The following is a 21761-nucleotide window of genomic DNA, read 5'->3' on the forward strand; positions in this document are numbered from 1 at the left end:
ATGACCCCGGAGCAAAAAGCACAACTGCAACTACACCTCGATGCGATTGCCAAAATCCTGTATGAAGACAGTGACCCGGCATCAATGCAGACACTCGAAGCTATTGAACTGAGGGTTCGTGAGCAAATCCAAGCCCATGTGAGTCCAGAACTGGGGCGTTTTTTATCGGCTCAGTTAGCGGCACGCAAGTCGGCAAAGCACGAAAGCTCAAAAGCACCCTAGGGGAGTTAGTGTTGACCAGCGCTCAGGCCAAACACTTATCGGTTGGGGCTTACCGTCAGATTAGTCCCCATTTGGAGAATTGCTGTCTGCGCATCAGCGCCAACGTGTCCTACGCGCAAGCCTGCAACGATGTCAGCTACTTGACGGGGATGCGCGTCCCGGCCAAGACCCAGCAACGTCTAGTGCAGTCCCATAACTTCGCCGAGCCTCAGTTGGCTGAGCTAAAGGAAGTGAGCGTGGATGGAGGGAAGGTGCGGTTGCGGACACCTTTGGGCGAACCCTGCCAGTGGAAAGACTACAAAGCGGTTGCCAGCGAAGTGGCGATGGTCGCCCGCTATCAACAGAATGATGAGCTGGCCGAGTGGGTCAATCAACAGCCTCTCGCAACGCCTTTAACTTGTCTAGGCGACGGGCATGATGGGGTCTGGAATCTGATCGCCCAGATGAGAACGGACCCCGCGCGTCGCGAGGTGCTCGACTGGTATCACTTGGTGGAAAATCTGCATAAAGTCGGCGGCTCGATTAAGCGCCTTAACCAAGCTGAAGCGCTTCTATGGCAAGGCAAAGTTGATGCCGTACTAACCTTGTTTGAGCCGTTGAAGAAGAAAGCGGCCCAGAACTTCTGTCAGTATCTGCGTAAGCATCGGCACCGCATCATCAACTACGATTACTATCAGCAGGAGCAGATTTGCTCGATTGGCTCAGGCGCAGTCGAGTCGGGCATCAAGCAGATTGGTCGCCGGATCAAAATCTCGGGTGCTCAGTGGCAAGAAGATAACGTTCCACAAGTTTTGGCTCATCGCTGCGCCTACCTTAACGGCATGATTGGGGCGCAAAGGTGACATGCTCCCGATCTGGTACAGCAATCCTCGGCCCCATCTAGCTGCAATCAGTCTGTTTACTGGAGGCTGGTTTGTCTGGCGGCAGCACAAATTTCTGTCAGTCCTGTCCCTGCTGGCGCTGCTGCTCAATCTGGCGCCGCTCTTACCGCTATTTGTGCCGCCAGCGCCAGCGGCGACTTCTGGCCTCACGCTAACCGTAGCTCATCTCAACATCCACTATGGCAGAGCTGCAATCGCTCATTTAGACAGTCTCAACGCGGATATTCTACTGCTACAAGAAGTGACGCCCAGTTTGAGCCCTGCCCTGCCAAAAATATTTACCGCTTACGAAGTGGTTCATAGTCATCCCCTAACAAACACTCACGGTTCGGCCCTGCTGAAACACAAAGCAAGTTCAGTCAACATTGCCAGCACTGAAATCATTCACCTGCCTGCCACCTCAGATCGACCGTTGATCAGCGCTCAGGTAGAAGTAGGCCAGCACTCCGTTCAGCTTCTAAGTCTGCATCTCATCCGGCCCCGCAGTTCCCAAACGGATCGCTATCAAAAAGCTGAATTGGCTGCAGTGGCGAAATGGAGCCAAAAGATGCAGCAAGCGGAGACAACTGAAGTATTAGTGATTGGTGATTTCAACGCCACGCCTTGGGCCAACCGCTTTTTGCACTTGCTGTCAGCCGGAAACCTAAAAAACTCTCTGCGCGGCTACGGCTTACAGAATACCTGGCCCACGAATCTGCCCCTAATTTTAGGCGTTCCAATTGACCATGCTGTTCACAGCAGGGGTTTAGTAACCACGGCGCGATCGGTCAGCCCAGTAGCGGGGACAGACCACGCCCTTCTACAGCTAGAACTGGCTTTCGCCTCAGCCTCTTAGCTATCGACTCTTAAAATAGCTGCTCAGTGGGTAGCCGACTATCTCGATGCCATCGCGGCAGTCGGTGAAACTGCCTTAAGTTTGGGGCTAACGTGCTTAGCCGCTGGAGCGCAGTGCCGGCTGCACCCTGATACGCCCGGCAAATTAGGATTTATCACTCGCACGGTGGGGCTATAGCGCGATGTGGCTGTACGCAGGGATGAAAGAGGTAGAACTAGAGTGTCGCCGTTAGCGATGCTGAATTTGAATGCTAAAAAAGGCCAATGGCGATCGCCACCGGCCTAACCGAGGTACTTAAATCTAATTTATTCCGTCGTTCCCTCAGCGGACTCTGCTGGAGCGCCGCCCTCAGCGCTACCTTCGGCAGGAGCCGTCTCAGCCGCACCCTCTATCGGGTTCGGCACTTCAATATTCACTTCAGGTGTCTCAACTGGCGGCGGACTGACATTTACGTCAGGCACTTCTATGTTGGGAGCCTCCACGTTGATGTCGGGCAATTCCTGCGGTTGAGGCGTTGTCGGCTCTGCCGTCTCAGTGCTGGTACGACCGAAGAAATAGAACGTACCAAATCCTAAAACCGCCAAAATGGCAATAATAATTGCCCAGAAAAAACCGCTCGTTTCATTTGCTCGCTGCTGGGCAATTCGCTGATTCTCTTCTCGGCGCATCGCCACATTATGTTGGGCAATCTGAGCACTTCTATCCGAGCGCAAGTTCTGGTTTTCCCGCGCTAGCTGTTCGCTTCTAGCGCGTTCATATTGGAGCTGTTCCTGCTCAGGTGTGAGGGGCACTGAGCGTTCTGGCGTATTGTAAGGTGCATCTTCAGGAGACTGGGGTTTCATAGTTTTAGAAAACTCTTGTCAAAGGTGGAAAGCCAACCGCAACGCAAACTTCTTGGCTATTAGTTTTTTTGAGGTTAACGAACTTTGAGAAATTTGCTGTTTGATCAGCTTGACCCAATCATAGATTTCTCAGATCCAACCAACCTCTATCGCTTGGACAGTCTGATCATCGGTCTGAAGACTTATTTGTAAGTTCCCGCTGGTCTTAAATTCCGTAAAAACCCGTAGTTTTTGCTCAAGTAATCGCGGCCTATGCGGTGAAATAGTGCAAATAAACTAAAGATCGAGTGTATTAAAGATCGTCTGTACTGCTATCTTGATAAGTTAAGGATGGATCCTTTGGCCTGCTATGATCCCCCGTCAGCTGACCCTCAGCAACTTCCTTAGCTATCGCACCGCCACTCTAGATTTCAGAGGGCTACATGTGGCTTGTATTTGCGGGCCAAATGGGGCTGGCAAGTCGTCTTTGCTAGAGGCGATCGCCTGGGTGGTTTGGGGCCAGAGTCGGGCCGTGATTGAGGATGATGTAATTCATTTGGGGGCCGATGAAGCTAAGGTTGACTTTATCTTTCAGCACCAGCAGCAGACCTATCGCATTATTCGATCGCGGCGAAGGGGACAGAGCAGCACTTTAGAATTTCAGGTTGAAACCCAGGGGGGATTTCGCCCTCTAACGCAGCGGGGAATGCGGGCCACCCAGCAGCTCATTAAGCAGCACCTCAAGCTGGATTACGAAACCTTTGTCAATTCCGCCTACCTGCGTCAGGGGCGAGCTGACGAGTTCATGCTCAAGCGCCCTAGCGATCGCAAGCAGATCTTAGCGGACTTGCTGAAGCTGGGGCAGTACGATCGCCTGGCAGAGCAGGCCAAGGAAAAAACCCGCGACTTCAAAGCTCAGGTAAAGCTGTTGGCGGCGAGTTTAGAAGCGTTTGACCAGCAGCTACAGCAGCGTAGCGCCATTGCTCAGGTCTACCAGGCGCTGAAAACTCAGTTGGCTACCCGGCAGGCAGAGCAACACCTGCAACAGCAGCAGCTTCAGCAGTACCAGACCCAACAGCAGCAGCGGCAAGTCTGGCAGCAGCAGCAGCAGCTCCAACAGCAGCAGCAGGCCAGTCTGCAGCAGTCCTGCCAGCGGCTACAGCAGGAGCTATCGGGCCTGCAGGAACAGCGCCAAAAACTCGCTGACATAATGGCAGAGTCAGCGGCAATCGCCAGCGGCTGTCAGCAGCTCAACCAGCTCCAGCAGCAGGAGAGCGCTTATAACGCCCGCTTTCAGACCTATCAGCAGGCTCAGACCCAACTAGCCCAACTGCAGCAGCAGCAGCGATCGCAGCTAGACCCCTTAGAGACAGAGCTGCGCCAAGCTCAGCTCAGCCTAGACATGCTTCGGCAGCAGCTTCAGGAAACCCAGCAGATCTTAGCCAAAGCCGAGGAGATTGCCGCGGCGCTAGATCGGCTCCGGCAGTCTCAAGCTCAGCTCAGCCAGTTTGAGCAAGCTCAGCTCCGGGTGATGCCCCTCCTGCAGCAGCGTCAAGCCCTGCAGTCGCAGCTAGAACACACCCAGTCGCGGCTAATCGCTCGTTTAGAAGAGCTTAAGCATACCGAGCAGCGGCTACAGCAGGAGCAGTCCCAACAGCCTCAGCTGCAGCAGGCCGTGCTGGAAGTGTCTTACGCAGTGGAGTATTTGGAGCGGCGACGGGGCTATCAGGAACAGGTGCGCGATAAGGGGTTGGAGCGGCGCAGCTTTATGGAGCGGCTGCAGGCCAATCAGCGCACTTACGAAATTCAGCTAGCTCAGCTAGAGCAAAAGCTGCAGCTTCTCTCTGATCCAGAAGCCATTTGTCCGGTCTGCGATCGCCCCCTCGATCCTAAGCACTGGCAGCTTGTCGTCAAGCGTCAGCGCCAGCAGCACCAAGACACCCAGCGAGAAATCTGGGTGATTCGCGAGCAGCTAGCCACCTCTGAAAAAGAAATTCAAACTCTGCGGCGCGAATATCGCGAAGTCGAAGAAGAGCTAGCCAAATATGGCCCCATCCTGGAGCGGCGGGGGCAGCTACAGGCCCAGCTCAGCTCCAGCACCGAAGCCCAAACTCGCCTGTCTCAGCTTGCTCAAGAGCGATCGCAGTTGGAAGTTTGTCTCCAAGAGCAACGCTTTGCGGGCGATCTGCATGAAGAACTGGCTTTACTAGAAACTCAGCTCACTCAGCTTGACTATGACGATCGCGATCATGCCTTGGCCCGCAGCCAGGTAGATCGGCTGCGCTGGGCCGAAATCAAGCATAATGAGCTACAGCAGGCACAGCGACGAGAGGCAAAGCTGCTGGAGCAACAGACTGCCTTAGAGGCGCAGATCGCCGCCTGCCAGCAGCAAATCGCAGCGCTACAGCAGGCTCCAGCCCAGCAGCAAATTGCGCAGCTAGAACAGCAACTAGCCGCTTCAGACTACTGCTTTGAGCAGCATCAAGAATTACGCGCAGCCCTGCAGCGATCGCAGGTTTGGCAACTCCGGCAGCAAGAGCTAGCCCAGGCGCAGCAGCAGTTTCCTCAAATCGAGCAAAAGTGGCAGCAGCTAACTCAGCTCCAGCGCGATCGCCAAACTGAACTCAGCGCCGTGGAGCAGCAGCTAAACTGGCTCAGCGAGCAGCTTCAGCAAATTCCCGATCCGCAAGCTGAAATAGCTGACTTAGAACAGCACATTCAGGCCGAACGGGCTGATCGAGAACAGCAGCTTGCCTACCTAGGTCGCTTGCAACAGCAACTAGATCAGCTTGATAGCCTACAGCAGCAGCGCGATCGCCAGCAGCAGGAACTAGAGCAAGCTAAACGTCAGGTTAGAGTCTATACAGAACTGACCTATGCCTTTGGCCGCAACGGGATTCAGGCGCTGATGATTGAAAATCTGCTGCCTCAGCTAGAGGCAGAAACCAATCAGATCCTCGGTCGCCTCAGCGCCAACCAGCTCCATGTGCAGTTTGTGACTCAGCGAGCAGGCCGCAGCCGCAATAAGCTGATTGACACCCTTGACATTCTGATTGCTGATGCCAGAGGTACCCGGCCCTATGAAACCTATTCCGGTGGGGAAGCCTTTCGGGTCAACTTTGCCATTCGTTTAGCGATCGCCCGCCTGCTGGCCCAGCGATCGGGGACAGCGCTACAGGTTTTGATTGTTGATGAAGGGTTTGGCACCCAGGATCAAGAGGGCTGTGAGCGGCTGATTACGGCCATCAACGCGATCGCGGCTGACTTTGCCTGTATTCTGGCAGTGACCCATGTGCCCCACTTCCGCGAAGCTTTCCAAACCCGAATTGATGTTTTCAAGACGGCGGCAGGCTCCCAAATTCAGCTTTCTGTCTGAGGCTGAAATGCAGCCGGAACCAGGCTGGTGAGAATGTGGTCTTCCCAATGGCCGTTGATTTGCAGATAGTTGCGGGCGCGGCCATCGATGCGAAAGCCCAAACGCTGCAGTAACTTGCCGCTGCGAGTATTGCGCGGCATGTAGGCCGCCACAATACGGCGTAGCTTCAGCGTTTCAAAGGCATAGGGCAAAATCAAGGTGAGAGCTTCACCCATGTAGCCCTGTCCCTGCTTTTGGGCAGCGAGGTTATAGCCCAGCGTGGCGGACTGGGAAAAGCCTCGAACAATCCGGTTGAGGTTGACGACGCCAATAATGGCTGGGCGATCGCGCTCAAACAAAAACAAGCGCAGCGATCGATCGGCGTAGAACTGCTGAATGCGCTCCTCTATTTGCTGATGCCAGTACCACTGGCTGTAGAAAAGACTGGGGCGAGCTGGCTCGTAAGGCTGCAAGTGCGCTCGATTAGTGATGTAATAGTCCACAACCGCAGGCACATCGGCCTGCTGACCCAGGCGCAGACAGGTACGAGGCGAGATCAGTTCTGGGAGATGATGCAGCATTAAGCCGGCAACATTTTTACAGCAATTGAGGATTTAGTTTAGGCCAAACGCCCCATTTTAGATAGGCCAGAGACAGACTAGGCCCAGCCGAAGACAGGCAGCCCCTGTCTAGGCCTCGTTGGGTGGCATCTGATAGCGGTTAAACCAGCTCTGGATCTGCGGCTGCCAGCAAGCGTCAGTCAAGGCCAGTTCCAGGTAAACGTTGCTGCACTGCTCAAACAGGGCCGTTGCCATTGCCGCCAGCGATCGCTCTGCCGTCTGCGGAGTCAAGAATTCGCAATAGATAGTTTCTGTCTGTGCGCCGATGCGCAGCGATAGGGTGACGCTGACTCGCTCACAAATCTGGGGGGCTTGCTGAGTGACGGTGTGCAGCAGCCAGGTGGCCGCCTGAATTGTGAGCAGATTGCCGCTGGCGATCGCATCTGTTGTGGCTCTAGCGGGCGCAGTAAAATCCTCAGCCTGCAGCTCTAAACCGCTGATCTGCCCTTCTCCTAAGTCAATTTCAGCTAAGGGCTGATGCTCCGGCGTCACCTGCTCAACAATCAGCTTTTCCCGGCGGACCGGCACTTCCACCATGCGAGTCTCAATCACCTTACGTACAACCACCTCGCCTACCTTGCGGCGATCGCGATTGACCTTAAGCCGCTCTTGCAGCAGCCTGACCGAGGTTTCAGGAGCGCGGGCATCAGCTATGCCTTCTGCTGGCGCAGCGGGGTGGGGGCTAGGATGTGGCTCAGCGAGGGGGGCTGTACTTAGAATCTCAGGATTGTGCGAGCCGTCGTCATTGAGGGTAGGTTTATGAGATTTCATGCTGAATGATCAATGAAAAAATCGCGCTAGCAGTCGGATGAAGCGGTAGGCAATCAGGCAGCCACAAAATCTGCCTGAGATGACGCCATCGCTCCACCCGACCCGCTAACCTAATCTATTAGGCTTTGTTAAGCTAAATCGTTTTAATCCTTAGCGGCGATCGATTTTAGGATTGCCATCGGTCTTCACGTCTAGCTCTTCACGGCGTACGGTTTCTTTAGCCCGCACTTCGTCGCGGTCTACTTCCTTGCGGACATTGACTTCTTCACGGACGAAGGGCTGCTTTTCAATATTGGCCTCTTCTTCGTAGACTTCCATCCGCGCCACTTCCCCAGCCTTAAAGTTGGGGTCAGCCGCACCGCTGACGGGACGGGCCGTATCTGCAGAATGACGCTCAATCACGACGCGCTCTTTCTCAACTGGCACGGAGGCTTCAGCCGACTCGGTTTCAACCCGCTTACCGACTTGAACTGCACCGGCTCTTTCACGGTGCTTCTGAGTCACTAGCCGCTCTTCATAGAGTCTGAGCTGCTTGTGGTTATCTTCCTGGCTGAGGCCGTAGTAGGTAGGTTCGCGGTCATAGTCGTAGTCTGTGACTGTCCGATCTGTAGACTGAGCTACCATCTCTCTAGAAGCCTCAGACTCTGAAAGTCCTCGCTCTGCTGGCGCTACGGTGCGATCGCCCGTGTAGTATTCACCATCAGTCGCGTAGGTTTGACCCATAAACTGTCGCTTAGCCCGCCGCTGAGCTTGGGGGCGATAGCCAGCCCGAATCTGCTCTTCGTGAACCTCATCCACCACCTGATCGTGATGATATTCCGGTAAATCTTCTACCTGCTGACGGCTCAGCCCGTCTACATAGATGCGTTTCTGGTCGTAGTCGAAGTGAGCGAGTCCAATCGGCAGCAAAACATTCTTGCCGAAAACCCAAAATCCCGTATCCACTACAACGTAGCGAAAACGCCCACTTTGATCGACTAAAAAGTTCTTAACTGAACCAATCTGATCGTCATTTTCGGTGTAAACCGAGTAGCTATCATAGTCAGTTAAAACACTATCGCCAAAGGTTTCACGATAGTTAGGATAAAAATCTTTAAATTTGTATAAAGCCATAAAATTACAGAAAACTCCTGTTGAATCTACTGCTCTAATACTATGTAGCAAGGGATTTTAGCTCATCTCCCTTAAGGACTTAAAGACAGTCCTTCTAAAGTTGAACATATTGGCAGGCAGTCTCTCTCTGTGGAGATAGAAGCTCTATGTCTCTAGCATTTGGAGTCGATAAAGGCTGGCATAAAGTCCAGCTTTAGCTAGTAGCTCTTCATGGCTGCCCTGCTCGACCAAATGACCTTGCTTTAAGACCAAAATACGATCGACATTGCGAATTGTAGAGAGTCGGTGAGCAATAATAATGGCGGTGCGATCTACTAGCAGCTTATCTAAGGCGTCTTGAATCAGCGCCTCGGTGCCCACATCTAAATTGGCGGTGGCTTCATCTAGAATCAGAATCCCAGGGTCGCGAATTGCGGCACGGGCAAAGGCAAGCAGCTGTTTCTGTCCGCCGGATAAATTGGTGCCTCGTTCTCGCAGCGGCGTATCGTAGCCCTGCGGCAGTTGCTCAATCAGCTGGGCAATATTGGTGTTTTTAGCCGCCTGCTGCACTTCCTGCAAAGAATAGTCTTCGCCCAGGGTAATGTTGCTTTTGACATCTCCGGCAAAGAGAAAGCCGTCCTGCAAAATCACCGCCATGCGGCGGCGTAGCTCGCTCTGAGGTAAATCGCGAATATTGACGCCGTCTAACAAAATTTCCCCTTCGCTGACGTCATAGAGTCGGCACAGCAGGCGGATAATCGAGCTTTTTCCGGCCCCGGTAGGACCCACCAAGGCAACTTTTTCGCCGGGGCGAATAGTGAAATCCAGATCGTGCAGGACATATTCATCTGGCTTATAGCCAAACCAAACGCGCCGGAAGCGAATTTCGCCCGGAACGGTGGCCGATTGCGAAAGCTGCTTGACCTGATCGGCCCGTTCTGGATCTTTAATTTCAATCGGCTCATTCAGCAAATCTCGGATCCGCTCGATCGCCGTGAAACCAGCCTGAATCGCCGTGAACTTATCAGCAAACTGTCGCAGCGGATCAAAGAGTCGCTGGGCAAACAAAATAAAGGAGGCCAGAACCCCAAAGGTCATAGCGTCTCGCATGACCAGCAGCCCGCCTAGCCCTAGAACGCCTGCGATCGCCACCAGTGAAATCCACTCCAGGGTTGAAGAAACCGCTGAGTCATGAAAGATAGTTTTGTCAACTGAGCGAATATAGCTCTGATTGGTTTTGCGAAACAGTTCGGCATTAAAGTTCTCCCGCCGAAAAAGCTGCACCACGTTGATGCCCGCCACGTTTTCCTGCAGGGCGGCATTTAGCTCTGAGAGTTTTTCGCGGGCTTTGTAGTTGGCTTTGCGATACTGCTGTTGAAAGTAAACAATTAGCCAGGTTACTGGCAGCAACAGCATCACCAGCAGCAGCGCTAGCTGCCACTGCATCACAAACATCGTCACCAACAGCACCAGAATTGATACGATGTCGCTGACGATGCCGATCGCCCCCGTTGAGAATACATCTCCTAGCGCATCTACATCGCTAGTCAGGCGGGTAATCAGCTTGCCTACCGGGGTGCGATCGAAAAAGCGCACCGATAGAGCCGTGACGTGTTCAAACAAATCATCGCGAATGCTGGCGGTAATCCGCTGCCCTACCTTCTGCACCAGGTAGCTCTGCAATCCGTCTAACGTCAGCCGCACCGCCACCGTGATCAGCAGCAAAATCACGATCAGGTTCAGCCCCGATCGCAGGGTTTGCGCTTCTAAAAACCAGGCCACTGGCTCTTGCCGAATTAGCGAAATTGCCTGACCAATCAGCACCGGCTGCAGCGCATTGGCTAACGCTAGGGGCACCAGCAAAATCATGGGCCAAACCAGCAGCCGTCGGTGGCGTTTGATGTAGGGTACCAGCCGCAGCAGCAAGCGCCAATCGCTATCGTGTTGGCGATCGGCTCCTTGAACAGCCGAGAGGTGAGAAGCGGAAGTCATATGAATGTCGGCAATAAAGGTGGCAAAGGCTACAGAACCGCTGCTCTCATCACTCTATCGCAAGCCTTAGCCTCTGCGAAGGGAGACAAAGAGGTCAGGCAGAGGCTCTATCAAGCGACAGAGATGAGGTGGTTAAAGGATTTCAGCTCAGTCTAGAGGCTGATGAGCGCCAACGGTTTAGATGCTACAACTGCATAGGAATCGACCCAATATTTCTATAAGAATCAAGAGGATAGATTATATGAAGACTTTTAACCTAGCTAGCAGCTTCGTTAAGGCTGTCCAAAAGCAGCTGGCGATCGCCTTTGCGGTCTTGCTCGTCGCTGGTAGTCTGTTTGTCTCTGCCGCTCCAGTCACTGCTGCCGTGGGCGCAGATGCCAGCCGAGTTGCTCCCGGGTCCAAAGCCGCTGCCGACGTGGTGCAAGAGCGGGCTAAGCGCGAAACTGACCGGATGCTGGGCGCGGGTACTAGCGACAAGGTAGAAGGCGCTGTTGAAGGCACTGTGGGTAAAGCTAAGCGTCAGGCAGGCGATCAGTTTGATGACTTCGGTACCCAGGTTGAAGGAGCGGCTGAGCAGGCCGAAGGCCGCGTTAAGCGCGATATTGGCCGCGCCAAAGGTGCAGCAGCAGAGGCCAGCGATAAGGCCGAAGATGCGGGTGAAAGCCTGATTGACAACATCAAAGATTTCTTCAACTAGGCTGCGGCTCTGTTTCGATGGAGCATAGGCGCTCTCTAGGATGCCTTTTTCCCATTAGCTAAAATCTAAAGCCCTGGCTGCTATCAGTCAGGGCTTTTTCCATCGCGATCGCCAGCTTTGAGTTGCCCCCCTTTGCAGCCTGTCCCAAAGTACGGTACTATCCTCTATCTCCTAATCGTTTTTGTCGGACTGTCAGGTCAAATTCCAGACCTGTGCGACGAAAACGTGAATAGGCCAATTCTTTTAGTTACGGTTTCAAGGTCATGGTTGCAAAAGGTCGAGCAGAAGTTTCTATTAAATTTACCGGCATCCCAATGACGCGGCAGCTTCCCAGCGGTCGTCAGCAAGTTGAAGTGTTTTGCGAAGGTTATAACTTTGTCGCTGAGATTAAAAGCAAAACCTGGCAAAAATTTCTCCAGTCTGCTAAAGATTTTCCGGCTTGGGCCGGGGGGCTTTCGGGCAAGCTAGGCGAACAGAAAGGAGCGACTATTTATTTAGAAGAAGCAGGGCTACAAATTTATGAGAAAAAGTCCTGATTTGCTTTGAGCTAGTCTATGTTCGCGAGGGTTGTCTTGCAGGCAGCTCACGCGGTCTTTGCTTTTCGGCGATCGCTGTATCCTAAAGGGCGGCTTTAATTGCTAAAGATTGCTAGCAGATAACCTTTCTTTAGAAGGAGAACTCCGTACTTGCTAAAATGGTACGTTAAATTGAATACTTTGTTTAGCGCTACGTTTGGCAAGTCTCTGTTTTTCCCTGCATCATGAATCCGTCCAGTCAGTTAGAGTCAGGTCTGTATCCTTTTCAGGAACAGCCTGCTCTCATCCTTGAAAAAGTTGATGATGCCGTTGCGCTACTAGATGCCGATCAGCGGCTGATATTATTCAACCAGAAGCTAGTACAAACGCTGCATCTTGACAGTAATTGGCTAAAGCAGCAGCCTTGTTTGCAGACCATTATTGACTTCTTAGTCGAGCAAGATATTTGGGACGGGCAGCAGCGCGATCGCGTCTTAGCGGCTTGCCATCAGTCCCTCAATGAAAGTCAGGCGATTCAGATTACCCAAAGCAATCAGATTTACCTCGACCTTTCCATCACCGCCACCTCCAACAGCGGTAAACTGCTGATTTTTCGGAATCTCACTGCCCAACGCCAAGCCCAAAATGACCTAGCCAACGAAGTGCGCCGCCTCACATTTCTTCTGGGGCTGACCGAGCGCCTGCAGACTTCCGACAATCTCATCCAAATCGGTTGCTTTGCCCTGAACTACTTGGTCGAGGCTATGGGGGCGGCTTTTGGGGATGTCAAGGTGATTAGCGGCCAAGGGACTGCGCGCACGGCGGGTAAGCTTACCAACCTGATTTCCGGTCATTTTATTGCTACCCACGGGGAGCCGGTGGCGGCTGCCATGCAGCAGCGCCTCGACCAGGGCATTCCTTACGGCCAGGGCATTCTTTGGCAGGTCGTCGAAACCGGGCAGCCCTGCTTTGTCGAAGACTATGCCAATCATCCCAATGCGGTTGCAGAATTTCGTCATCCCGCCATTGGACAGTTGGGCATCTTCCCGATTCCTTCCGCCGACGGCAGCATTATCGGCGTGCTGACCTTGGAATCGCGTAGCCTGCAGAAGCTCCAGGAAGCCCCCCAGCAGGATATGCTGCTGGCTGCCTGCCGCACCCTGGGAGCCGCCATTGAGCGGGTGCAGGCCCAGGAGCGATTGCAGCGTATCAATCAGGATTTAGAGCGGGCCTCGCGGCTCAAGTCTGAGTTCTTGGCCTCTATGTCTCACGAACTGAGAACGCCGCTGAACAGTATTTTGGGCTTTTCAGAGCTGCTGTTGCGCCAGCGGCAGGGGCTAGACAATCGTAAGGTGGGACATGTCAGCCTGATTCGCCAGAGCGGGCAGCATCTGCTGCACTTAATCAACGACATCTTAGACCTTTCTAAAGTTGAGGCGGGGAAGGTTGAGCTAGATATCGCTACCGTCTCAATTCAGAGTCTCTGCCGCCAGTGCTTGCAGATGGTGCAGCCGCGGGCTGAGCGCAAGCGACTGGCCTTGGCCCTAGAACTGGACTATCAGATTGATCAAGTCGCCATTGATGAGCGCCGGGTGCGGCAGATTATTATCAATTTGCTTTCCAACGCCATCAAGTTTACGCCAGAGAAAGGCAAGGTCAAGCTCTCGGTGCGGCTAGCCTATGGCAATCAGCTTTTGCAGGATATGCGGCCTGATGAGAGTCCGGTCAATCTCAGCACGCCCTACCTCTGTATTGCCGTGGCCGATACGGGCATCGGCATTGCAACAGAAAAACAGTCTCTTCTGTTTCAGCCCTTCCAGCAAATTGATGCCTCCCTGACCCGGCGACATGAGGGGACAGGGCTGGGCTTAGCGTTGACTAAGCGACTGGCAGAGCTGCACGGTGGTACTGTATCATTTATCTCCCAGCCCGGGGAGGGCAGCACGTTTCGCGTATGGCTACCGCTCAACGAGCTGCGATCGCCCTCCAGTCAGACCGCACCCTCGGCGTATGCAATGGGCCGCTTACCTGCCTTTGCCCAAACGGCGATCGCCCAGGAAGAGAGCAGTCAGTCCCGCATCTTAGTGGTCGAAGATCAGCCCTATAACCAGTCTTTGATTGCTGAACTGCTAGAGATGGAAGGCTATACGGTAGATATCATCGCCGATGGTCAGACCATGCAGCAGACTATTGCCTCGCCCCTAATCAAAGCGCGATCGCTGCCGTTAGCGGTGCTGATGGATATTCAGCTGCCCCATGTCGATGGCTTTGAGCTGATTCGACAGATTAAAAACCATCCCCTGTGGCAGGCCGTACCCGTAATTGCGGTCACGGCAATGGCAATGGCGGGCGATCGCGATCGCTGCCTAGCCGCCGGGGCTGATGCCTACCTCAGCAAGCCGCTTGACTTCAATGACCTCATTCACCAGCTCAATCGGCTAATTGATCCGCCAATTGGCTGAAGTTAGGTTTACTCATCTGCTTCAGCGGATATTCGTCAAAACGCTTGTAAAGTTAAGCAGCGCATCTACTTTTACGCATCTACCGCTACACATTATGGGTACTTATAGATCAATTGCTTTCACCTAACTTACCGACCGTTGCGCCGTCGCCTACGCTTATGACATCAGCTCCTTACATCCTGTTAGTTGATGATGAACCGCATAATCTGCTGTTGCTAGAAGAGCTGCTAGCGGCAGAAGGATACATCACAGACTCAGTGGAGTCGGGGGCTGAGGCTTTGCAAAAAGTTCAGTCAAAGCGGCCAGACTTAATTTTGCTGGACGTAATGATGCCTGATATGGATGGGTTTGTCGTTTGCGAGCAGCTCCGCGCTGATGCCGCCTGCCAAACCGTGCCCGTTATTTTTTTGACCGCCCTAGATGATGATACGTCGCGGCTCAAAGGCTTAGCTGCGATGGGCGATGACTACCTCACCAAGCCGATTAAAGCTGACCTGGTACTGACCAAAATCGCCAGTTTGCTGCAGCTACGACAGCTCCGCGAGGCCGCCTATGAAAGCAGGTTGGAACAGCAGGTACAAGCCTTTGAGCAGGTGCAGGTACAGTCAAAGCAGCAGATGACAGCGGCGTTGAATATCAACAAAGCCCTGTCTGAGAAGTTTCGCCTATTTGTGCCAGATCAGTTTTTACAGCGAATTGCGCCCCAAGGCGTTGAGTCGATTCAGCTTGGTGACGCAATTGAGTCAGAGGTGACAATTTTATTCTGCGACATTCGTGATTTTACGGCGATCGCCGAAGCTCAATCAGCTCAGAAAACCTTTAGCTGGCTCAACCAGTTTTTTACCAGCATCAACCAGGTAGTCGAAGCCTGTCACGGCTTTATCGACAAATATCTGGGGGATGCCGTTATGGTCGTCTTCGATCGCTCCCAGCATCACGCCACCGATGGCCTAACCGCCGTCGTCAAGATTGCTCAGGCACTGACCCGGCTCAACCAGGAGCAAGCGGCTAGCCTTGATGCGCCCATTCGCGTGGGGATGGGGCTGCACACCGGGCAGGCCGTCATTGGTACAATAGGGGCCAGCCGCCGCATGGATACTACCGTTGTCGGCGATGTCGTCAATACCGCCGCTCGCTTAGAAGAACTGACCAAAGTTTATGCCTGCCAGTCTATCGTTAGCGAAGCCGTTGTGGCGCAGCTAGCCGAGGGGCACCCGTTCCAGCTCCGCTGGGTTGATCAAGTCATACCGCGCGGTAAGCAAACTCAGATTCAGCTCTACGAAGTTTTGGGCATGGTTGCTAGGCCATAGGCTTAGGCAACCGGCTCGCTTGCGGCCTCATCCGTATCGGGTGCCGCTACCGGCTCTGGGGCTGCTGCCCCATCATCAGCCCCTACAGTCTCGGTCGTAGTAGCCTCTTCTGCAACGGCGGTTTCTATGGGGGGTGTGGTCGGCTCAGCTGCGGCTGTCGCTGCGGGGGGCTCGGCTTCTGTATTCATCTCTTCTGCCTCCTGATCGGTGGCCGTCTCAGTGACTGCGGCTTCTGTTTCTGCTGTTTCAATAGCTGCTGGCACTTCGGTCGCGGCGGCGGCAGGCGTCACCTCTGCTGTATCAGCTACATTGGCCGGGGAGGTAGCGGCAGACTGGGCCGCTTGGGTAGGCGTGTTGGCAGGCGCTGCTGTTGTCGGGCTGTCAATAACGGCGGGTGGAGTAGAGGCAGACACGGCGCTGGCAACGCTCAGTCCTAGCTCGCTTATCCAGTCAGTTTGCATAGCCAGTTGACGTACCACGCCGCGATCGAGATTTTGTTTACCTGCCTGCTGTGACAGATCGGCTATTTTTTCGCCTAGCTGCTCGCCCACAGCGATCGCCGCCTGATGGGAAGAAAAGCTAGCAGCCCTGAGCTGCTGTAGCAGAAAGTCAAACTCTTTGTTGCCTTTGCGAGTATTGGGCTTCAGACCTTTTTCTGTTAAAACACGCTTAGCGGCTTTACGAATAGACTTTTGCGCCTGATTAAAGCTGAGCTGGGCTGGCATAGAAAGCTATCGGGATAAACTATGCTGCTAGCCTATAGGACTGGGTAATGACGCCCATGCAGTCTCGAACACATTGCCCCAAATTTGCCTTTAAAAAAACTGCTGGCTCGCTACTCTTCCAGTTCTGCCATCATCGGCGATCGCCAGAGAAAATCGCCTATAGGCTGCGCCGTCTCGATCTCAAATGCCTCTACCGGATTCAGCAGCACTGTCTGCTGCGCGACAGTCGGCCCCAACCGCCGCTGCACCCGGCTAGGAATGCCAAAGTCGTAGATAACATGGCCCTGGCCAGCAATTACCAGCACCGGGCGATCGCTAGCCTGATGCAGCCGCGCGATCGCTGCTGCCATCGTTTCATCCCAGAGAATTTGCACGGCAAAAAAGCGATCAAATCCCTGCCCTACCCCCAATCCCTGATGAATGTCCTTATAGATTCTCAGCATGAACTGGCGATAGTCCGGGGGGCCAATCATCCATTCTGCAACTGGGGGGATATAGCGCTCGTCGGCTGGCTGCAGCGCCTGCGGCCCTTTTCGGGATACCCGTTCGGTGGCTTCGGCGGGCGCGGTTAGGGCGATCACAGGAATTTCGTGACTGCGAGCAAAGCGTAAAATTGGAGCGTAATAAGCCCAGGGATAGCCCCAACGGCTCTCATACTCGCTTTGCTGACGCAGCGTTATCTCGTCAATTTCGCCTGCCAGATAGCGATCGATGACTGGCTGAAAAGGCTGCTGGAACATTTCTAGCGCAATCGCCAGTCGGGGCTGTTCAGCATAGAGTGCCTGCAAAATAGCCAGTTCAGCCAGGTGATCCGCAGCACGGGTATGGGTTTCTCCCAAATAGACTACGTCAGCCGCTGCCAGCTCTGACATCAACGCGGCAGGCCCGTAGGCAGCGCCCGCTGGCGTTTCAACCGCAGCGCCCGCCTCAAATAAAAAGGGTAGGCCCTGGGCGATCGCGGGCGGGGGAGCTACCGCCAGGCCCCAGAGCAAAATGACTAAAGCAAGACACCCTTTGAGGGGGCCAGCGAGGCTACCAGCACCCGTCATGCTTCTGGCTCTGCGATCGCTGCAGAGGCGAAAACAGTTTCATCTTCCGGTCGCCAAGCCGGATCAACAATGCAGATGAAGGTCAGCGGTTCATGGCCGCAGTTACGGATAAACTGCCGCGCCTGGGGAGGAATATAAATGGCATCTCCGGGCTTAACGAGCTGTGTTTCCTGGTCGATGTGCATTTCTCCTCGACCGCTGAGAATATAGTAGACCTCAGAAGTTTTCAGCTTGTGAGCCGCTGATACCTGTCCCACCGGCACGACGGCATGGGCCAGACTGTAGCGCAGATTTACCGGCTGCTTGTCAGGATGCAGCAGCTCTCGCAGCAGGGTTCCATCTCCGGCTACGAACTCTGCGCAGTCCATCAGCTTTTGCACTAGCATAGTCGTTTCAGTTTCCGGCAGAATAAGGGGCGATCGCGGCAGACTCAAAGTCAGGACAGTCAATTGCGGCTTCTGAAAGCGCCTGACAGGGGTGAACCGGACACTTAAGCTGATGCTGATTGGTGAAATAGCGACAATCGGCGCAGGGAATCTGATGCATCCGCCGGGCGTTGGCTAAGCCGTCACGCCCAGCCGCCAAAAGGCTCCACAGTCCCAGAAAAATGATTGACCAGGCAAAAATAAAGCACAGAGGCACGAGAATTGGCTCACAGGTCTGGATGAGCCACTGCGAAATAAGCTGCAGAAGTTGCAGGAACTGATACACAACGCTAACCGTTAAGGGCCAAGAATTTTAGGAGATGCCCAAACAGCACCTCAGGAGCTGAGAGAAAAGCTCCCCTGCCTTGAGTAAAGCGGCGACCGCGATGGACTGTCAATAGCCAAGCTGCAATCAGCAATAATCTCTGACGCTTTGTTATTTCTAGATACTTTTTGTGGCATTCCTTAAGACTTTGCCGCTAGCAGACAGATGTGTCTTACAGTCATCGTGCCATCAAGCACTGCTGCCCGCTAAAATTTCGCGCTAGGATCTAAACGGCAGATTTAAGGAGCTAAGCGCACTGTGTTTTTAGACGAATTGACCCCCCTAGCCCAGCAAATGTTTGGTCAGCCTATTGCGTTTTTAGGCGGCTTCTGTTCAGGTGCTTTTCATCTCAGACTCGGCGAAGATCCGGTAAAAACCTGGCTCAGCCAGCAGACCGGACAGCCTGTCACCTCGGCAGCCTCAGCCCCTCAAAATGGCAACGGCAAGGGGCCAACTACAATTTCTATTGACTAGACAGCCGCTGATGATCTGAATCTTCTTATAGGCGATAGGCTGCTAATCTACACCCTTCTCAATGCAAGCTGCCGGAAAGTTCACTGCTCAACGAACTTTCCGGCAGCTTTTTAGGAACCTAAAGCAACTACCCCTCGTCAGCAGCTATGAACCTGATAAAATCCAGCTCGGCTGTCTCGGTCTATTCAACGACTAAGACAGAATTTTCTTTTGGAAGAAACTAATTATTTTAGAATAAACACTTAAGACTATCGATATAAATTTGAATTTTTAGGTAAATTATCTGACCTCAACGTCATATTATTAATTTATAACTAAGTCAGTCGGGGAGTGAAAGTAATCTACTCAAGCTGCACACCGATTGACACTAGAAGCTATGTTTTCCATGCTAGTCAAGTTCTATTTTCTTTTTGCTGCGATCGCTCTGTTTCCGCTGTTACAGGCTTTTTTCAAAGATAGCTCAACGCCCAAAGAAGATTGGGATACCTGGTTATTTATTGCTCTAGCCAGCCTGCTATGGCCTTTTACTTTGCCATCTATCTTAAGTAAGAAATTCTCCTGAAAAAGGGCTTATTTCAGGCAGGCAAGCGATTGCTTTTCACAGCTAGATTTTGCTTTTGGCCTACTTGCTTTTTCCACAAAAATGAGTAGGCTCTCAAGACTAAATATTAAACTCAACTCTGCCGCAGTAGATACACATGAGCATCAACTCTTGTGTTCCCACTGGGTTTTCATCCGGATAATCCGCTCTAGCAGAGTTTCGTTAGATAGACGCGAACTCAGGCGCTCAACGAACAGCGGAAAGGCCAAGGGCGAAGGGCGCGATGTGGCTTTCCAGACAGTAGAGAGATGACTAAGACGCTCTAGGGTCTGGCTTAGGCGGGGTGCTTCTAGCTGCTCGGCTAAAACCTCTTGTTCGGCCTGCTGCAAAAGCAAATTGTCAGGCTCGTATTTGGAGAATACGTCATAGATCAGCGAAGCACTGATGTGAAGCTGGCTGACGGTTTTGCGAGAAGAGGGATAGCCTTTAAAGACCAAACCGGCTACCTGGGCGATACCGCGAAACTGGCGCTGAGTCAGTTCTGAAATGTTGAGGCTGGCTTTAAGATCGGCAATCAGCTGGTCTTGGGCAAAAAAGCGATCGCCAAACAGGTCTTGGAACGGATAGTCCTTGGGCGCTAAGATCTCCAGGCCATAGTCATTGACTGAAACCGTAAAGGTTGCTTTTTGCTGTTTGGCAAAGCGATAGGCCCAGAGAAATCCAATTCCCTCGTGGACGAAGCGGCCTTCAAAGGGAAAAACGTAGAGATGCTGGCCTTCGCGGGATTTGAAGGTTTCTAGCAGCAGCTCTTGGCGGCTAGGCAGGTGCGAAAGACTGTCCTGCATAGCCAGAATCGGCAAAATGCAGTTCAGCTCAGCATTTAGCTCAGCCAAATCTTTGACCCGATCGATTTCCTGACGCAAATAGAGGCCAAGGGTACCTGAAATGGCTAAATGACTGCCCCCCCAGCTCGGCGTAACGGTTGATTTCTTCTGGGTGCCTTTGACATAGAGCACCATGTCTTTGAGCTGAAAGTACTCTAGCTGTCGCCCCGCAAAGAAGAAAACGTCGCCTTTCTTCAGCTTGGAGACAAAGCTTTCTTCCACCGTACCAATCTCTTTGCGATTGGTATAGACAACGCGCACCGTCTGATTGGAGGTAATGGTACCGATGCCCAACCGATGCATGCGAGTCATTTGGGCGTTAGTCACCCGGTAAACGCCCTGATCGAGGCTAATTTTCTGGTAGCGGGGATAGGCTTTGAGACATTTTCCGCCCTGGGCCAAAAAGTCTAGAATCCAATCAAATTCAGCTTCTGTTAAAGCTGCATAAGACACCGTTTGCTGAATGTGGGCTAGCGTTTGGGCGGGGGCAAAGCCATCGCCGCAGGCCAGCGTCACTAAATGCTGAATTAAAACATCGTAAGGTTTAGAACGGGGATGCCGGGTTTCAATATGTCCGGCGGCCAAACCGTGACGAAAAGCGGAAATTTCTAGCAGTTCCAGGGCATTCGTCGGTAAAAAGAATACTTCTGCTTTGCCCTCTGGGACATGGGCCGAGCGCCCAGCCCGCTGCAGCAGCCGTGCCAGGTTTTTGGCGCTGCCAATCTGCACTACCCGCTCTACTGGCTGAAAGTCAACCCCCAGATCCAAGGAGGAAGTACAAACAACCCACTTAATTTCTCCCTGCTTTACTCCCGCCTCGATCGCCTGCCGGGTCTTAAAGTCAATTGAGCCGTGGTGCAGGGCAATGCGATCGCTCTGTTCTGGCAGAGCAAACTGCAGCGCCTGAAACCAGCGCTCTGCCTGCGATCGCGTATTGGTAAAAATCAGAGTTGACTTCTCAATATCGAGGGCGGCAATCAGCTCCTCATACAGCCGCAGGCCCAAGTGTCCGGCCCAGGGAAAGGTATCTACTGACGTCGGCAGAATGCTCTGAATCACCGTTTGCCGCTTGAGGTCAGACTGCACCACCATCGGCTCGCAGCCCAGCCCTACTGCTACCTGGGCCGCTTCCGGCAGATTGCCCAAGGTGGCCGAGATCGCCCAGGTTCTAAGCGGGGGGCTAAGCTGGCGCAGATGAGACAGGCACAGCTCTGTTTGCGTACCGCGCTTGGAACTCATCAGCTCATGCCACTCGTCTAAAATCACTGCTCGCAGCTTGCCAAACCGCTTGGCCGTCTCTTTGTAGGACAGCATCACCGCCAGCGACTCCGGCGTCGTAATCAAAATATGGGGCATGGCTTTAAGCTGCCGTGATTTGCGCGAGGAACTGGTGTCCCCGGTGCGAGCATCTACCTGTAAGTTCCAGCCCATTGTCTCAATAGGGCGGCGAATCGCCTGCTCAATATCACGGGACAGTGCCCGTAGCGGCGTGATATAGAGTAGCTGCAGGCCGGAGCCGGGATTTTGCAGGAGGTCTGCCAGCGGCCCCATGACGGCGGCATAGGTTTTACCCGCCCCAGTCGGTACCTGAATTAGGCCGCTGCGGCCTGCCAAATACGCTTCCCAAGTAGCTTGCTGAAAGGGCAAGGGCTGCCAGCCCTGCTGTTTAAACCAGGCTTGTATCGGCGCGAGGAGGGAAGACACTGCCGTCATGAGTTTTTATGTCTAGAACTAGGCTAGGAAAAATCTGCTTTCCTCAGCCTAA

At 53.4% G+C, this 21761-nt stretch carries 18 protein-coding genes; 8 read left to right on the top strand and 10 right to left on the bottom strand.

Translation table 11 applies throughout. The features are described from left to right. Both QJQ48_RS16595 and QJQ48_RS16600 read left to right on the top strand, forming a co-directional pair. A protein-coding gene (locus QJQ48_RS16595; RefSeq protein ID WP_346292357.1) for an ISKra4 family transposase occupies nucleotides 1-1064 on the top strand; the annotation gives its coding sequence in 2 pieces (ribosomal slippage) (nucleotides 1-157 and nucleotides 157-1064; 1065 coding nt in all). 1 nt (nucleotide 1065) lies between these two features. After that, a complete protein-coding gene (locus tag QJQ48_RS16600; RefSeq protein ID WP_346292358.1) occupies nucleotides 1066-1938 on the top strand; it encodes an endonuclease/exonuclease/phosphatase family protein in 873 nt (290 codons plus the stop codon). Nucleotides 1939-2243: 305 nt separating this feature from the next. Here QJQ48_RS16600 and QJQ48_RS16605 read toward each other — a convergent pair whose 3' ends face one another. Next, complete coding sequence (locus tag QJQ48_RS16605; RefSeq protein ID WP_346292359.1) at nucleotides 2244-2780, bottom strand: PLD nuclease N-terminal domain-containing protein; 537 nt, start codon at nucleotides 2778-2780, stop codon at nucleotides 2244-2246. A 349-nt stretch (nucleotides 2781-3129) separates the two neighbouring features. Here QJQ48_RS16605 and sbcC point away from each other — a divergent pair, with 349 nt between their 5' ends. After that, nucleotides 3130-6135 carry an exonuclease subunit SbcC gene (gene sbcC, locus QJQ48_RS16610; protein ID WP_346292360.1) on the top strand — a complete coding sequence of 1002 codons (3006 nt, stop codon included), beginning with the start codon at nucleotides 3130-3132 and terminating at the stop codon, nucleotides 6133-6135. Here sbcC and QJQ48_RS16615 read toward each other — a convergent pair. From QJQ48_RS16615 to QJQ48_RS16630, 4 genes are all read right to left on the bottom strand, one after another. Then, entirely contained in the window at nucleotides 6120-6695 is a 576-nt protein-coding gene (locus QJQ48_RS16615) for a GNAT family N-acetyltransferase (protein ID WP_346292361.1), read from the bottom strand. The two genes, sbcC and QJQ48_RS16615, sit on opposite strands and share 16 nt — an antisense overlap. Before the next feature lie 108 nt (nucleotides 6696-6803). After that, the gene (locus tag QJQ48_RS16620; protein ID WP_346292362.1) at nucleotides 6804-7505 is read right to left on the bottom strand and encodes a YsnF/AvaK domain-containing protein; all 702 of its coding nucleotides are present in this window, start codon (nucleotides 7503-7505) and stop codon (nucleotides 6804-6806) included. Between the two features lie 150 nt (nucleotides 7506-7655). After that, nucleotides 7656-8618 carry a DUF2382 domain-containing protein gene (locus QJQ48_RS16625; protein ID WP_346292363.1) on the bottom strand — a complete coding sequence of 321 codons (963 nt, stop codon included), beginning with the start codon at nucleotides 8616-8618 and terminating at the stop codon, nucleotides 7656-7658. 144 nt (nucleotides 8619-8762) lie between these two features. Then, nucleotides 8763-10589 carry an ABC transporter ATP-binding protein gene (locus QJQ48_RS16630; RefSeq protein WP_346292364.1) on the bottom strand — a complete coding sequence of 609 codons (1827 nt, stop codon included), beginning with the start codon at nucleotides 10587-10589 and terminating at the stop codon, nucleotides 8763-8765. A gap of 241 nt (nucleotides 10590-10830) precedes the next feature. Here QJQ48_RS16630 and QJQ48_RS16635 point away from each other — a divergent pair, with 241 nt between their 5' ends. From QJQ48_RS16635 to QJQ48_RS16650, 4 genes are all read left to right on the top strand, one after another. Beyond that, a complete protein-coding gene (locus QJQ48_RS16635) occupies nucleotides 10831-11286 on the top strand; it encodes a CsbD family protein (RefSeq protein ID WP_346292365.1) in 456 nt (151 codons plus the stop codon). A gap of 263 nt (nucleotides 11287-11549) precedes the next feature. After that, nucleotides 11550-11822 carry a hypothetical protein gene (locus QJQ48_RS16640; protein WP_346292366.1) on the top strand — a complete coding sequence of 91 codons (273 nt, stop codon included), beginning with the start codon at nucleotides 11550-11552 and terminating at the stop codon, nucleotides 11820-11822. A gap of 224 nt (nucleotides 11823-12046) precedes the next feature. Then, complete coding sequence (locus QJQ48_RS16645; RefSeq protein WP_346292367.1) at nucleotides 12047-14263, top strand: hybrid sensor histidine kinase/response regulator; 2217 nt, start codon at nucleotides 12047-12049, stop codon at nucleotides 14261-14263. 158 nt (nucleotides 14264-14421) lie between these two features. Beyond that, on the top strand, nucleotides 14422-15573 hold the full coding sequence (locus QJQ48_RS16650; protein ID WP_346292368.1) for a response regulator: 1152 nt from the start codon (nucleotides 14422-14424) through the stop codon (nucleotides 15571-15573). Nucleotides 15574-15575: 2 nt separating this feature from the next. Here QJQ48_RS16650 and QJQ48_RS16655 read toward each other — a convergent pair whose 3' ends face one another. The 4 genes from QJQ48_RS16655 to QJQ48_RS16670 form a co-directional block, all read right to left on the bottom strand. Beyond that, the gene (locus QJQ48_RS16655; protein WP_346292369.1) at nucleotides 15576-16298 is read right to left on the bottom strand and encodes a hypothetical protein; all 723 of its coding nucleotides are present in this window, start codon (nucleotides 16296-16298) and stop codon (nucleotides 15576-15578) included. A gap of 110 nt (nucleotides 16299-16408) precedes the next feature. Beyond that, on the bottom strand, nucleotides 16409-17347 hold the full coding sequence (locus QJQ48_RS16660; RefSeq protein WP_346292370.1) for a ChaN family lipoprotein: 939 nt from the start codon (nucleotides 17345-17347) through the stop codon (nucleotides 16409-16411). Further along, nucleotides 17344-17733 (bottom strand): cupin domain-containing protein, encoded by a 390-nt coding sequence (locus QJQ48_RS16665; protein WP_346292427.1) that lies wholly within the window; start codon nucleotides 17731-17733, stop codon nucleotides 17344-17346. Before QJQ48_RS16665 ends, QJQ48_RS16660 begins: the two co-directional genes overlap by 4 nt. A 7-nt stretch (nucleotides 17734-17740) precedes the next feature. Continuing rightward, entirely contained in the window at nucleotides 17741-18058 is a 318-nt protein-coding gene (locus tag QJQ48_RS16670) for a hypothetical protein (protein WP_346292371.1), read from the bottom strand. A 297-nt stretch (nucleotides 18059-18355) separates the two neighbouring features. Between QJQ48_RS16670 and QJQ48_RS16675 the strand changes: the two genes are divergently transcribed. Further along, nucleotides 18356-18571, top strand: a complete 216-nt coding sequence (locus QJQ48_RS16675; RefSeq protein ID WP_346292372.1) for a ssl0294 family protein — start codon at nucleotides 18356-18358, stop codon at nucleotides 18569-18571. Nucleotides 18572-19276: 705 nt separating this feature from the next. On the opposite strand, the gene QJQ48_RS16680 is transcribed toward QJQ48_RS16675, so the two are convergent. Further along, nucleotides 19277-21709 (bottom strand): ligase-associated DNA damage response DEXH box helicase, encoded by a 2433-nt coding sequence (locus QJQ48_RS16680; protein ID WP_346292373.1) that lies wholly within the window; start codon nucleotides 21707-21709, stop codon nucleotides 19277-19279. Between the last annotated feature and the right edge of the window lie 52 nt (nucleotides 21710-21761).

Origin of the sequence: Sphaerothrix gracilis Ecp01, assembly GCF_030405905.1 — a bacterium.
Taxonomy (GTDB): Bacteria; Cyanobacteriota; Cyanobacteriia; order Phormidesmidales; family Phormidesmidaceae; genus Sphaerothrix; species Sphaerothrix gracilis.